The sequence below is a fragment of the Bradyrhizobium sp. MV1.5 genome (genome assembly GCF_055807615.1).
This window is the reverse complement of sequence record NZ_JBVVPL010000014.1, coordinates 72,706-86,499: the sequence shown is the minus strand read 5'-3', so window position 1 is coordinate 86,499 and position 13,794 is coordinate 72,706. Positions and strand designations below refer to the sequence as shown.

Annotated in this window: 16 protein-coding genes; all 16 read left to right on the top strand. The window is 59.5% G+C overall.

Going from position 1 to position 13,794, the window contains the following annotated elements:
• The first annotated feature begins 179 nt into the window (after window positions 1-179).
• The 16 genes from AC0L2J_RS15875 (at window position 180) to hypE (ending at window position 13,791) form a co-directional block, all read left to right on the top strand.
• Window positions 180-1,142: an NADH-quinone oxidoreductase subunit B family protein gene (locus AC0L2J_RS15875; protein ID WP_085395748.1), complete on the top strand. Its 963-nt coding sequence runs from the start codon at window positions 180-182 to the stop codon at window positions 1,140-1,142.
• A 61-nt stretch (window positions 1,143-1,203) separates the two neighbouring features.
• Complete coding sequence (locus AC0L2J_RS15870) at window positions 1,204-2,802, top strand: nickel-dependent hydrogenase large subunit (RefSeq protein WP_473391751.1); 1,599 nt, start codon at window positions 1,204-1,206, stop codon at window positions 2,800-2,802.
• Window positions 2,803-2,902: 100 nt separating this feature from the next.
• Window positions 2,903-3,214, top strand: a complete 312-nt coding sequence (locus AC0L2J_RS15865; protein ID WP_409190250.1) for a hypothetical protein — start codon at window positions 2,903-2,905, stop codon at window positions 3,212-3,214.
• 45 nt (window positions 3,215-3,259) lie between these two features.
• Complete coding sequence (locus AC0L2J_RS15860; RefSeq protein ID WP_473391746.1) at window positions 3,260-3,568, top strand: hypothetical protein; 309 nt, start codon at window positions 3,260-3,262, stop codon at window positions 3,566-3,568.
• A gap of 128 nt (window positions 3,569-3,696) precedes the next feature.
• Window positions 3,697-4,182 (top strand): hydrogenase maturation protease, encoded by a 486-nt coding sequence (locus tag AC0L2J_RS15855; protein ID WP_473391743.1) that lies wholly within the window; start codon window positions 3,697-3,699, stop codon window positions 4,180-4,182.
• Window positions 4,179-4,496 carry a hypothetical protein gene (locus AC0L2J_RS15850; protein WP_473391740.1) on the top strand — a complete coding sequence of 106 codons (318 nt, stop codon included), beginning with the start codon at window positions 4,179-4,181 and terminating at the stop codon, window positions 4,494-4,496. The genes AC0L2J_RS15855 and AC0L2J_RS15850 overlap by 4 nt, the downstream gene beginning before the upstream one ends.
• A 99-nt stretch (window positions 4,497-4,595) precedes the next feature.
• Window positions 4,596-5,642: a hypothetical protein gene (locus AC0L2J_RS15845; protein ID WP_473391736.1), complete on the top strand. Its 1,047-nt coding sequence runs from the start codon at window positions 4,596-4,598 to the stop codon at window positions 5,640-5,642.
• Window positions 5,639-5,848, top strand: coding sequence for a hypothetical protein (locus tag AC0L2J_RS15840; RefSeq protein ID WP_473391732.1), 210 nt, complete (start codon window positions 5,639-5,641; stop codon window positions 5,846-5,848). Before AC0L2J_RS15845 ends, AC0L2J_RS15840 begins: the two co-directional genes overlap by 4 nt.
• A 12-nt stretch (window positions 5,849-5,860) precedes the next feature.
• Complete coding sequence (locus AC0L2J_RS15835) at window positions 5,861-6,085, top strand: hypothetical protein (protein ID WP_409190244.1); 225 nt, start codon at window positions 5,861-5,863, stop codon at window positions 6,083-6,085.
• Between the two features lie 30 nt (window positions 6,086-6,115).
• The gene (locus AC0L2J_RS15830) at window positions 6,116-6,982 is read left to right on the top strand and encodes a NifU family protein (protein WP_473391727.1); all 867 of its coding nucleotides are present in this window, start codon (window positions 6,116-6,118) and stop codon (window positions 6,980-6,982) included.
• 266 nt (window positions 6,983-7,248) lie between these two features.
• Window positions 7,249-8,187: an NHL repeat-containing protein gene (locus tag AC0L2J_RS15825; RefSeq protein WP_473391723.1), complete on the top strand. Its 939-nt coding sequence runs from the start codon at window positions 7,249-7,251 to the stop codon at window positions 8,185-8,187.
• Entirely contained in the window at window positions 8,184-10,643 is a 2,460-nt protein-coding gene (hypF, locus tag AC0L2J_RS15820) for a carbamoyltransferase HypF (RefSeq protein WP_473391720.1), read from the top strand. The genes AC0L2J_RS15825 and hypF overlap by 4 nt, the downstream gene beginning before the upstream one ends.
• Window positions 10,613-10,894 carry a HypC/HybG/HupF family hydrogenase formation chaperone gene (locus AC0L2J_RS15815; RefSeq protein WP_473391717.1) on the top strand — a complete coding sequence of 94 codons (282 nt, stop codon included), beginning with the start codon at window positions 10,613-10,615 and terminating at the stop codon, window positions 10,892-10,894. Before hypF ends, AC0L2J_RS15815 begins: the two co-directional genes overlap by 31 nt.
• Window positions 10,895-10,907: 13 nt before the next feature.
• Window positions 10,908-11,600 (top strand): D-sedoheptulose-7-phosphate isomerase, encoded by a 693-nt coding sequence (locus tag AC0L2J_RS15810; RefSeq protein WP_473391714.1) that lies wholly within the window; start codon window positions 10,908-10,910, stop codon window positions 11,598-11,600.
• Complete coding sequence (gene hypD / locus AC0L2J_RS15805) at window positions 11,597-12,727, top strand: hydrogenase formation protein HypD (protein ID WP_473391710.1); 1,131 nt, start codon at window positions 11,597-11,599, stop codon at window positions 12,725-12,727. Before AC0L2J_RS15810 ends, hypD begins: the two co-directional genes overlap by 4 nt.
• Window positions 12,724-13,791: a hydrogenase expression/formation protein HypE gene (gene hypE, locus AC0L2J_RS15800; RefSeq protein WP_473391706.1), complete on the top strand. Its 1,068-nt coding sequence runs from the start codon at window positions 12,724-12,726 to the stop codon at window positions 13,789-13,791. Before hypD ends, hypE begins: the two co-directional genes overlap by 4 nt.
• Window positions 13,792-13,794: the final 3 nt, after the last annotated feature.

The window sequence follows — 13,794 nt, the reverse complement described above, 5'->3', positions numbered from 1 at the left end:
ATAGCCAACTTGCTTTGCAGCGAACGCGCATGAGGAAACACCTCAGCGTCTTGGACGACTTCGCACTAAGCGTCTGTCTTTAATAGGTCTTTTCAGGCGCGTCCAACCCGGCACAGGACTTGCTGTACTATAGTTCAAGCGCCGTTTTGGTTGGCGATAGAACATAGCGGAGGAAATTGATGGCTAATCTACTTTGGCTCCAAGGCGGCGCATGCTCGGGAAATACGATGTCGTTCCTCAATGCGGAGGAGCCGAGCGCCTGCGACCTGGTCACTGATTTTGGCATCAATGTTCTCTGGCACCCCTCGCTCGGCATGGAGCTCGGTGAGAACCTCAAAAAAATGCTGAATGCGCTTGTGTCTGGTGCCATGCCACTGGATATTTTCGTCTTCGAAGGCTCGGTGGTCAACGCACCGAACGGCACAGGCGAATGGAATCGGTTTGCGGGCCGTCCGATGAAGGATTGGGTCGCCGATCTTGCGAAGGTGGCGGGCTATACCGTCGCAATCGGTGACTGCGCGACTTGGGGCGGGATTCCGGCAACGGCGCCGAACCCGTCAGAGAGCGAAGGGCTGCAATTCCTGAAGCGCAAGCACGGCGGATTTCTCGGGCCGGCTTATAAATCCAAGGCCGGGCTGCCCGTCATCAATGTTCCTGGCTGCCCCGCGCATCCCGATTGGATAACCCAAATCGTTGTTGCGGTCGCTACGGGACGCGGCGGCGACCTGACGCTGGACGAATTCCAACGTCCGAAAACGTTTTTTACGAGTTTCACGCAAACGGGCTGCACCCGCAACATGCACTTCGCCTACAAGGTATCTGCTACCGAGTACGGGCAGCGCAAGGGCTGCCTGTTCTATGACCTCGGATGTCGCGGTCCGATGACACACTCGCCTTGCAATCGGATCCTGTGGAATCGCCAATCGTCAAAGACGCGGGCAGGCATGCCTTGTATGGGGTGCACGGAGCCGGAATTCCCATTCTTCGATTTGATGCCGGGCACGGTTTTCAAGACGCAAACGATGATGGGTGTTCCAAAGGACATGCCGCTCGGCGTCGACAAGGCTGGGTACATCAAGCTCACGGCGGCAGCCAAGGCGGCCTCTCCCGCCTGGGCCGAGGAAGACATCTTCGTCGTTTGAGCTACGAACTCACCCAACAACCGCCAAGACATTTCACCTCGTAAATTCAGGATGCATTCCTATGCCCTCAGCCGTTCAAACACTTGATATTTCTCCCGTCGGGCGCGTCGAAGGCGACCTTGATGTTCGCGTCAACATTCAGGATGGAGTCGTCGTCGACGCCTGGACCCAGGCGGAATTGTTCCGTGGCTTCGAGGTCATCTTGCGTGACAAGGACCCCCAGGCAGGCCTTGTGGTCACACCTCGGGCCTGTGGAATTTGCGGCGCTTCGCATCTGACGTGCGCGGCCTGGGCGCTCGATACTGCGTGGCAAACTGAAGTGCCCCGCAATGCGATTCTGGCACGGAATCTCGGTCAGCTTGTCGAAAGCCTTCAGAGCCTGCCGCGCCACCACTACGGTCTGTTCATGATCGACTACACGCACAAGAACTACTCGAAATCGAAATACTACGAGGAAGCCGTCAAACGTTGGGCTCCGTTTACCGGAAGCAACTACGAAATCGGCGTCACGATCTCTGGCAAGCCAGTGGAAATTTACGCGCTTTTGGGCGGCCAGTGGCCGCACTCAAGCTACATGGTGCCCGGCGGCGTGATGTGCGCACCGACCCTGACCGACGTCACGAGGGCGTGGTCGATCTTGGAATATTTCCGCCGTGACTGGATGGAGAAAATCTGGCTCGGTTGTTCATTGGAGCGCTACGAAGAGATCAGATCTTATGACGACTTCATGGCCTGGCTCGACGAGAAGCCGGAGCACGCAAATTCCGACCTAGGAATGTTCTGGCGGATGAGCGTTGACTGTGGGATGGACAAGTTCGGCAAGGGGCACGAAAAGTTCGTCTCGTGGGGCTACTTGCCGCATGAAGACAAATATCAAAAGCCGACGATCGATGGGCGTAACGCGGCTTTGATCATGAAGAGCGGTGTTTACGACGGCAACGCCGACAGCTTCAAGCTGATGGATCAAAAGCACACGCGCGAAGATACGATGCGTTCCTGGTACGATGAGCCGGGCGGGGTGCATCCGTTCGATCGCAAGACCGTGCCTACGCAGAAGAACACCATCAATATGGACGGCCAATATTCCTGGTCGACAGCTGTGCGCCACGACGAGTCAGGGCGCCTCGAGGCCGGACCGCTGTCCCGTCAGCTCATCGCCGGCGGCACGCATGGGGAAGGCTGGCAGCACTTCGATCCACTGGTGCTCGACATGTACAGGAAGCTCGGGGGAGCGAACGTCATGTTGCGGCACTTCGCCCGCATGCATGAAGGCGTAAAGCTTTATCGCCAGGCCGAACGCGCCTTGCGTGAATTCCGGCTCAATGATCCCTGGTATATCAAGCCCACGGAACGGGACGGACGCGGCTGGGGAGCTACCGAGGCGATTCGTGGCGCGCTCTGCCACTGGATCGAGGTCAAGGATGGCAAGATCAAGAACTACCAGATCATTGCGCCGACAACCTGGAATGTTGGTCCTAGGTCCGCCGACGGCGTTCGCGGCCCAATGGAGCAGGCTCTGATCGGTTCTCCGATCAGGGACCCTCACGACCCGGTCGAGGTCGGGCACGTTTGCCGCTCGTACGATTCGTGCCTGGTTTGCACCGTCCACGCACATGATGCAAAGACAGGCGAGGAATTGGCGCGCTTCCGAACGGCCTGACGTTCGCTCATCAGGCACGCTGTGGGTATCGTGGCGCTGGTGCTTAAATTGCCAGTAGCAACGTCATATACTTAATCTTTAGAGCGAAAGGCGGTCGCGCATGGCGTCCGACAAAGAGGTTGTGCTGAAGGCGATCGCCGACCTGCTCGAGAAAGGGCTCAAAACGGAAGTTGAGCCCTTTCCGGAAACCGACAAGGAGTTTGGCGATATTTTACTCCAGCTTCGCCGACTCGATCCGCAGGATCTTAAAGGCAAGCTCGTGGTCGGCGGCTTCGTAAACCATCCGTACGGTCCGGATAACCAGCGATGCCTGGAGTGCATGTACTATTTGGTGCATCGAAGATGGTGCGACCTGCCCGAACTCGCGGTCCCCGTCGAGCCAGAGTGGTGGTGCCGATTGTGGCGAATCTGACATTTCGACTGACAGCCGCGAGAGCGAACCTCAGGAGAACACGCCATGTGCGACGGAAAGATCCGGGACCAGATTCGCGTTCTTCTGGCGGGTGGCCTCAAAACCGAGGTGCTACCCCGGGCCGACTCTCAGGAAGACGTTCAAGCGATCGTTTCCCGGCTTAAAATCGGCGGTCACGAGCTGAAGACGAAGCTCGTGCTCGGAGGATTTACCCTCGAACCGGTCGAACACGAGGGTCTCGAGCAACTGTGTGAAACGTGCATGTATTACAAGGTCCACCGCCGATATTGCGAGCTGCCCGAGCTCAATGTGCCGGTTGAGCCGCAATGGTCCTGTCGTCTTTGGCGCATCTAGGGTCAATGCTGCGCGGTCGACAACGCCACTGACACTGTACGCCGCGTCATTACCGGCGCATCATGGCACGATGAAACATCGTCCCCACGTACCGATCCCATGGTGACGAATAGCGCATCGGCCTTCGTATGATCGTGGTCATAGGATGTGGAAATCCAAATCGGCTCGATGACGGTGCGGGTCTTGAAGTCCTGCGCCTGATGCAGGCGCGCGGTGTTGGAGCGGGCTCGCCAAACGTCCGTCTGCTGGCTGCAGGAACTGACGGGATGGCGACTATGTTTGCCGCGCGAGGGTGCAGGACACTGATTGTTGTGGATGCGTGCCGTTCGGGGTCTCCGGCAGGGGCGGTTTTCGAAGTGCCAGGAAGCGAGTTGGAGCAGCGCTACGAGCCATCGCTTAACCTCCACGATTTCCGATGGGATCACGCGCTATTCGCAGGCCGGAAAATCTTCCGCGACGACTTTCCCTTGGATGTCGTCGTGCTTTTGATCGAGGCGGAGACGGTCGAACTGGGGATCGGCCTGTCTGCGGCCGTATCAGCCGCTGTGGCGAAAGTGACCGATCGCATTGCGGCGCTGATCGAGGCGCGCCTTGACCCAGAGCGATCCTCGTGAGCGCCGTCTCTTCTGTCACCGTGGCGCGCGGAGCGCTTTATCTGAGCCACGAAGCTTATGACCGCTATTTTGCAGGCCTGGAGGCGGTCATCCTGTTACGCCGCGCGGATGATCTCTGGATCATGCCAGTCCGTCACGCCGCCGCCGGGGGCTATCTCCTCAAAGTTCGCAACAGCCGAGGCGATCGAGTGGTGCATGCGCCAGATTTCCTTCGCGAGCAGGGGATCGATGAATCCGTTGCATCGCAACTGTCCGTCGCATGGTCGCAAGAATGTGGAGCCCTGATCGCCGCTGCGGCCTTTAGTGCAAACTAAGTTTGCATAACGCATAATAGGTAGACAGTTCAGATTTCATGCTGCTAGACTAGTTCCCGTGCCAAGCGTGCACCAAAAATGCGCTGGTCGGAGGAAGCAGTGATTACAGGACTTCTCGGCGATGAAGTGCGCGCGGCCCTTGCGGCTGCTGATGACGCCGAGGCAAGCCCCGCCGAGCGGGCTGAGATGCTGATGGAGATTGCGATGGGTCTGCAGCGGCAGCCCAAATCGCCGGATCAGCTTCATGCCGCGGTTGCTCTCTATGACAAGGCGCTGGCGATTTGTCCTGAGGACATGCGGCTCCTGTCTGCCCGAATTCTGGCGCGTAAAGGCACTGCGCTACAAGCGATACCGGAGGAAGGTACAGCGGCGCTTGAGCAGGCGCGCTCGGTGTTTGAGCAGGCAATCCGGACTATGACCGAGCTCGGCAGGCCTGAGGAGCTTGCCGAAGCAGAGATGAATTTCGGCCTGGTATTGCAGAACCTTGCGGGCGCAAACAGGGCTCGCATCACAGACGCCATTTCCGCCTACCAACGTGCGCTGCGGACCTTCACGCGATCTGAGTTTCCGCAGGAGTTCGTGATCCTGCAGAATAACCTCGCCACGGCGTTTCTCTCGATCCCAATGACAGACGAACGCGGAAAGATGCGTGAAGCGCTTGCGGTGCAGGCTTTCGAAGAGGGTCTCAAAGTCATCACGCTGATCGACAATCCGACCGAATATGCGATGCTGCAAAACAATCTCGGTAACGCTCTGCAGTATGTGTCCTCGAGTCACACTATCGCGAACAACATACGCGCACTTGAAGCCTACGACGAAGCGTTGAAGGTGCGTACGCGCGAGACGACCCCTCTGGAATACGCGAACACGATTTGCAATAAAGCCAACTGTCTTTGGAATTTGCCCGACGATCCCAGCGATCCAGACAGTGGCAATCGATCCAACCTTTTACAAGCGCGCGCCTATTACGGCGAAGCGCGGGAGATCTTCATGGCGCATGGCGATCTGGAGAAGGGCAAGGTTGTTGCCGAAGCGATCGACCAGATTCAGCGCGAGTTGCTGGCCTCGAATTCGGCCGATGGCCAGGCCGTGCGCTCTCATCCAAGCAATCGTCAATCAAACGAAACCGGAGCTTCCGATCTATGACCCTACCGTCTTCTCCAGAAATGTTGGTTGTTTCATTTATCCTGGGCATCGTTGCCTCGATCGGCGGTGGCGTCATCGGAGGCGTACTCGTCGGCGGCAAGGCGCTGGGAAACGAACTGGCCGCGCTGCTGGGCGGGTTCTATGGGCCCCTGGCTGGCGTTGCCGGCGTCGTTTTGGGTCTGGTTGTTCTTACGATTGCCAGCTGAGGAGCAACCATCATGTGGGCAATGGCTCAGAATTCGATCGTCCTGTTCTTCCGCGGGAAGTTGTTTGCCGAACCGCGCAAAGCGTTCCTCATGATTTTTGTCGGCGTGCTTGTGACTGCATCCTTGTTGGTCTTGATCGCAAAGCTGGGTGCCCCGTTGTGGATGGCGGCACCCATCGCAGCGTTCGTTGGCGGCGGGTTGCAGCCCTATCTATTTCGGAACCTTCGCTATCGCTGATGCTGCCGCGAATCCGCATGTGAGAACGACATGAACGCCGATATGACCTCGACGACGCGCGACGATCTTGCCGGCCTGGTCGGCGACATCGAGCGACTGGAGGCCATATTTGCGACATGGGACCATACCCAGCAGGCGGCGGTCGGCGCTTACAAACTCGCCATCGAGGCGCTCGAGGGCGAAGCGTTGCGGCGGTTGATCCGTGCGCTCAAGACTGATCCTGCCGCCCTTGCGGCGATGAAGAATGCGGTCGCCGACGAAGTCGTCTACGCGGTTTTGCGCCGGCATCAGATCGTCAGACCTAGTCTGAACGAACGGGTCGAAGCGGCGCTTGAGAGCGTCCGCCCCATGTTGGGTTCGCATGGCGGCAACGTGGAGCTCGTCAAGGTGGACCCACCCAAGGTGGAGGTGCGTTTCATTGGGGCGTGCGACGGCTGTCCGGCATCCGCATTGACGTTCCACGCCGGCGTGAAGAAGGCAGTTCAGGAGGCATGTCCAGAGATTGCGGAGATTGTACAGGTCAAAGGACTGAGCAGCTCCGCTGACGGCGGCGTTCGTTTTGTCAGCCCCTTTGCACTGGACGCAAAAGGGGACTGGCTTTCGGCTGGACTGTTGGCCGACATTCCCGAAGGTGCGGTTCGCGCGACCATTATCGGCGGCGAGAAAGTATTGTTGTCGCGCTCCGGCGCGAGTGTCACTTGCTTCCAGAATGCTTGTGCCCATCTCGGCTTTCCGATCCACGACGGCGAGGTGGAAAACGGCATTATCACCTGTCCGCATCATGGCTTTCAGTATGACCTTTCAAGCGGCGAATGCCTCACCGCACCGGAGGTGGCGCTCCAATCCCATGCTGTTCGTGTGATCGGCGCTCGGGTCGAGGTCAGGATTGCGGTGTAGCCATGCAGGTTTCCTTTCCCCCGCGCCGATTGCACAAAGCTCTTGCCCGGGCCGGAGATAACCACGTCGCGCGACCGCTCTTGGCTCATGATGGCGCACGCGCTGTCCTTGGGGGCGAGGCGCTGCCGAATGGCCTGGCGCAATCAATCGTGCCAGGCCCGGCCACGCTATTCGGTCCGCGTGGAGCATGCCTTGCCAGCCCGGACGGGCCGCTGTTTGTCTGTGACACGGGCCATCATCGGCTGCTGATCTGGCGATCTCGGCCAATGGCCGATCAGACGCCGGCGGATTTGGTGATTGGTCAACCGGACTTTTCGCGGGAAGGACGCAACGCCAAGGGCGATGTGGGGCCGGCGACGCTCAACATGCCGACAGGTATCGCGGCGTCTAATGGCATCCTTGCTGTAGCCGATGCATGGAACCATCGCATTCTGATCTGGCATAGCTACCCCGAAAGGTCCAACCAGCCTGCCGATGTGGTGCTTGGGCAGGCAGATTTTTCCGGTGAGCTTGCCAATCGCGGCGCAGACGCGCCCAGCGCGGACACCTTGAACTGGTGTTACGGGGTGGCGATCGTGGACGGGAAATTGATCGTCTGCGACACGGGTAATCGCCGTGTCCTGGTTTGGGATCGTATTCCGGCATCGAACGGCACGCCGGCCGATCTGGTCTTGGGGCAGCTCGACTTTGTGACCCGCGACGACAATGCAGGGCAGGCCAGCGGGGCGATCGGCATGCGCTGGCCCCACGGCATTGCGGCTTACCGCGGAATGTTATTCGTGTCTGACGCTGGCAATAATCGCGTCATGGCTTGGCGAACGTTTCCGCGTTCCATCGGACAAGCCTGCGACTTCGTTCTCGGCCAGTGCGATTTGACGAACGTCGATCACAACCGCGCCTCCTATTACCCAACATCCAGCGCGATGAACATGCCCTATGGGCTCACCGTGCAAGGCGAAATGCTGATTGTGACTGATACCGCCAATTCGCGGCTGCTTGGATTCGAACTAGATGGGCTATCAATGGATTCACCTGCCATAGCGCTTGCTGGGCAGCTCTTGTTCTCGGCCAAAGGGGACAATCGGTGGCGTTGTGCCAGCCGGGACAGCCTGTGCTGGCCCTACGCTGCTTCAGCGTGCGATGATCTGCTGGTCGTTTCCGACGCTGGCAACAATCGCGTACTCCTTTGGGAGGCCGCTTCGTGAGCGACCGCAGCAGCATCGCGCAATCAGACCGCGACGTCGCAGCGGAAATTCGGGTGCGTGGCCGGGTGCAGGGCGTCGGGTTTCGGCCGGCCGTCTGGCGTTTCGCGCGCGAGCTAGGTCTGCCAGGCGACGTTCGCAACGACGCGGATGGCGTACTGATCCGGGTCTTTGGCAGCGAGCGCAGCATAGGCGCTCTCATTTCGCGGATCCAGGCTGAGCCGCCAGCACTGGCTCGTATCGACACGATTGAGCGAGGGCCCGGCCGACGCGATCTGCCGGCGCAATTCATCATTGCTGGGAGCCTTTCGGGGGGCGCACATACTCAGGTCGCACCTGATGCTGCAATTTGCGCCGAATGTGCCGAGGAGATCACGAGCCCGTTCAGCCGCCGCTATCGCTATCCCTTCACCAACTGCACCAACTGCGGACCGCGGCTTAGCATCGTGGACGCTATCCCTTATGACCGCGCCAGTACCACGATGGCGCCGTTTGTGATGTGCCAAGCCTGCCGGCTCGAGTACGAAGATCCCGCTGATCGCCGATTCCACGCCGAAGCCATCGCCTGTCATGCCTGCGGGCCGAAGGCGAGGTTGGTTCGTTTCGACGGCCGCGCGTTCAGCTTCGACCAGTTCTCGATGATGGATGATGTCGATGCGGCCTGTGGCCTGATCAAGAACGGCGAGATTGTCGCGATCAAGGGTCTCGGTGGCTATCAATTGGCTTGCGACGCCACCAAGGCCGACGCGGTAGCAAGGCTACGCCGGACCAAGCATCGTGATGCCAAGCCGTTCGCCCTGATGGCGCGCGATCTCGAGGTGATTCGCCGCTATTGCAGCGTAAGCGCCGAGGAGGCCGCGCTGTTGACGGGTCCCTCGGGGCCGATCGTGCTGCTCGATGCCAATGGACCGGAACAATTATCGGACATCATTGCGCCGGGTCTTGTCACGCTCGGCTTCATGCTGCCGACGACCCCGATGCATCTTCTCATGCTGCGAAGGTTGGGCCGTCCGGTGGTGATGACCAGCGGCAACCTCTCGGACGAGCCGCAGGTTGTATTAGACGCGGACGCGCGTGAACGGCTGAACGGGATCGCCTCCTATGCGCTGGTCCACGATCGTGAAATCGCCAACCGCATTGACGATTCCGTCGTGCGTGTCGTCGGCGACCGCGCGCGACTAATGCGTCGGGCCCGCGGCTACGCACCGGAGTGGATTATCCTCCCGAAGGGATTCGAGGCAGTGCCAGATGTGCTGGCGATGGGCGGCGAGTTGAAATCGACGTTCTGCCTCCTCAAGGATGGTGCCGCTATCTTGTCGCAGCATCAGGGCGATCTTGAAGATGCGAGATGTTTCGATGACTACCGGAAGAATCTCGCGCTCTATGCTCGCTTGTTCAATCACGCACCGGCCGCCATTGCCGGTGACTTGCATCCCGAATATCTGTCCTCGAAATTTGCCCATGAGCGTGCCGCCGCCGATCGGCTGCCGCTTGTCGAAGTTCAGCATCACCACGCCCATGTCGCCTCCTGCCTTGCCGAGAACAATTATCCGCTGGATGCCCCCGCGGTGCTCGGTATTGTGCTCGACGGGCTAGGTTGGGGCGGCGACGGTACGCTATGGGGCGGTGAATTCCTGCTCGCGGACTACCGGCGCTATCAACGGCTTGGCACGTTCAAGCCGGTCCCGATGATCGGGGGGGCTGCTGCAGCCCGCGAGCCTTGGCGAAACCTGTACGCGCATTTGATGGCCGAGATGAAATGGCCGGAATTTTCCATGAATTTCGACCAGCTCGAACTTCATAACTATTTGTCAGGCAAGCCACGCGGCACTCTCGATGCCATGATCAAGAACGGCCTCAACACGCTGCCGGCGTCGTCATGCGGCCGGCTATTCGAGGCCGTTGCCGCCGCGCTGGATATCTGCCGCGAGCGGCAGGCTTACGAGGGCGAGGCCGCGGCGCGATTGGAAGCCATGGTCGATCCCGATACCATGCGAAATGAGGGGGATGCGCTCGGCTATCCCTTGACCATTCCGAATTTGCCCGGTTCGGGACTGCCTTACATCGAGCCGCGAGCAATGTGGGCCGCGGTGCTCGGTGATCTCATCTTGAACACGCCAGCGCCAGTTATGGCCGCGCGCTTCCATAAGGGCTTGGCGATATCGATAGCCGCCATGACGAGAAAGCTCGCCGGCGGCGAGGACGATGCGAGGCAACCGCGTTTCTCGACGGTCGCCTTGTCGGGCGGCTGCTTCCAGAACAGGGTTCTCTTCGAGGAAGTCAGCCGCCGTCTTGAACAGGCGAAGTTTTCGGTGCTCTCGCATGCTCAGGTTCCCGCCAATGACGGTGGACTTGCACTGGGGCAAGCAGCCATCGCTGCCGCGCATCTGCTTGATAAACAAACCCCGTCAATAGAAGGAAGCAGGTCATGTGTCTCGGCATTCCCGGACGCATCGTAAAGATCGACGATGTGACCAAGCGCCTCGCAACGGTCGACATTGGCGGCGTCAAGCGACAAATCAACATCGCCTGCATCGTCAACGACGACCATCCGGTCGAGTCGTGCGTAGGCGACTGGGTGCTGGTTCACGTCGGTTTCGCGATGAGCCGGATCAACGAGGAAGAGGCGGCCCAGACCTTGAAAATACTGATCGAACTCGGCGAAGCCCAGGCCGAGATCGAGGCAATGAAGCTGTCGGCGGCCCAGTAAGGAGGGTCTCACCATGTCCAACGAGAGCGATCTCACGGCACTTTATCCATTTTTGCACGGACAACCTCAGTCACCGGAGCGGTTAGATGCGGCACTCCTGCATTCTGTCAATGAGAAGGCCCGCGATTCCCGCGAAACCAACTTGCGGTTCTTCAACGAGCAGGGGCTGGTTCTGGTCGCTGCCGCCAAAGCGCTGGCCCATGTCTACCGCCGTGGCGGCCGGCTGTTCTCGATGGGCAATGGCGGGTCAAGCTGCGATGCTTCCCATGTGGCCGTGGAATTTGTTCATCCCATCACTGCAGGCCGGCCGGCGCTCGCCGCGACTAATCTCGTTGCGGACCTTGCAATGATCTCCGCCGTTGGCAACGATCTCGGCTTCGAGCACGTCTTTGTCCGTCAGCTGCTGGCGCAGGGAAAAGCCGGCGACGCGCTGGTTGGTATCTCCACGAGCGGCAATTCTACCAATCTGATGGCTGCGTTCGCCAAGGCCAAGGAAATCGGCATTCTAACGATCGGTCTTGCCGGGGGCGAAGGCGGCAAGATGAAATCATCAGGTCTGGTCGACTTCTGCCTGGTGGTGCCAACGACATCCATCCACCGCGTCCAGGAATGTCACGTGGCGGCCTATCACATCTTGTGGGATCTCGTGCACACCCTACTGGCGGACGATCGCGGATCAGCCACCACGAAGGGGGCCGCAGCATGAAATATGTCGATGAATTTCGCGATTCTGAAAAGGCCGGCTTCCTGGTCCGGGAAATCGAAGCGCTGGTCTCAACCATGACGCTGCCGCCCGACAGGCCAATTTATGTCATGGAGGTCTGTGGTGGTCACACGCATTCAATCTTCCGCTACGGCCTCGAGGGCATGTTGCCCAAGGGGATCGAACTGATCCATGGACCGGGCTGCCCGGTTTGCGTGTTGCCGATGGGACGCGTGGATGATTGCGTGTCGATTGCAGAGAACCCTGGCGTCATCTTTACAACTTTCGGCGACGCCATGCGGGTTCCGGGTTCGAAGAAGAGCCTGCTGCAGGCGAAGGCCGATGGTGCCGACGTCCGGATGGTCTATTCGCCGATGGATGCGCTGGCGCTTGCCCGCAAGAACAGGGATCGCGAGGTCGTTTTCTTCGGGCTCGGGTTCGAGACCACGATGCCATCGACGGCGTTGACCGTCCTGCAGGCGGAGGCCGAGGGAATTACCAACTTTTCCGTGTTCTGCAATCACATCACCATTGTTCCCACAATCAAGGCGATCCTGGACAGCCCGGGCCTCCAGCTCGATGGCTTCCTTGGACCCGGTCATGTCTCAATGGTGATCGGCACAGCTCCCTACGAATTCATCGCCAAGTTCTACCGAAAGCCGATGGTGGTGGCCGGTTTTGAGCCGCTCGATATCCTTCAGTCCATCTGGATGGTGTTGAAACAGATCAAGGACGGCCGCAGCGAGGTCGAAAATCAGTACGCCCGCATCGTTCCGGATGGCGGAAATGCAGCCGCGCTGCAAGCGGTCTCACGCGTCTACGAACTGCGTGAGTTCTTCGAATGGCGCGGGCTTGGCTCGATCGACCACTCCGGTGTCAAGCTACGCGAAACGTATGCTGGCTACGACGCTGAGCAAAAGTTCGCGATCCCCAACTTAAAGATCGCCGATCCGAAGTCGTGCCAGTGCGGCGAGGTGCTCAAGGGCGTTATCAAGCCGTGGCAGTGCAAGGTATTCGGCTCGGCATGTACGCCGGAGATGCCGCTCGGGTCGCTGATGGTCTCGTCCGAGGGCGCCTGTGCAGCTTATTACCAATATGGCGGCCAGAAGAGCTACAAGGAGGCAGTATGAACGTTGCGCCGTTCATTCATGCTCGCAAGCTCGGCAAAGTCAGTGTCGATAAGGTCACGCTTGCCCACGGTGGTGGAGGCAAGGCAATGAAGGATCTGATCGACGACGTGTTCGTCGCGGCTTTCGACAATCGTTCGCTCGCGCCCCTCGAAGATCAGGCTCGGTTCAGCCTGGCCGAACTGGCTGGCTATGGAGACCGGCTCGCTTTCACGACGGACTCCTTTGTGGTTGATCCGTTATTCTTCCCCGGCGGCGACATTGGAGAACTTGCGGTTTGCGGCACGGTCAACGACCTCGCGGTCGGTGGAGCGAAGCCGCTATATTTATCGTGTGCAGTGATCATCGAGGAGGGGACGAGCATCGCGCTCTTGCGCCAAGTTGCGCGCTCGATGGCAACGACCGCCCAAGCAGCCGGCGTTGTCATCTGCACCGGCGACACCAAGGTGGTGCAACGTGGCGCGTGCGACAAGCTGTTCATCACGACGACGGGAATCGGCGTGATCCGCAGAGACCTCGAACTCGAAGTCGGCAACGCCAGGCCAGGCGATGTGGTGATAGTCAATGGTCTGCTCGGCGACCACGGCGCAGCGATTTTGTGCGCGCGCGGGGACATGGCGCTTGATACGACGATTGAAAGCGATTGCGCTTGCCTTCACGGTCTGATCGAGACCCTTCTAGAGGCGGCGCCCGAAGTTCGATTCATGCGCGATGCGACACGCGGTGGATTGGCGACTGTACTCAACGAGATCGCCGAGGCCTCCCAGGTTGCGATCGAAATCGACGAACGCGCCACTCCTATTCGCGAGGAGGTGAAGGCCTTTTGCGAAATACTTGGCCTTGATCCGCTTTATCTCGCAAATGAGGGGAAGATTGTGGTGATCACGCCTCCCGAACAGGCCGATGCCGCACTCTCAGCCATGCGGGCTCACCCGCTGGGCGCAGGGGCCGCCGTCGTCGGCAGGGTCAATCGGGGAGAGCCAGGGCGCGTGACTATGCGTACCGTATTTGGCGGACAACGAATCGTCGACATGCTGGTCGGCGAGCAATTGCCACGGATTTGCTGAGGT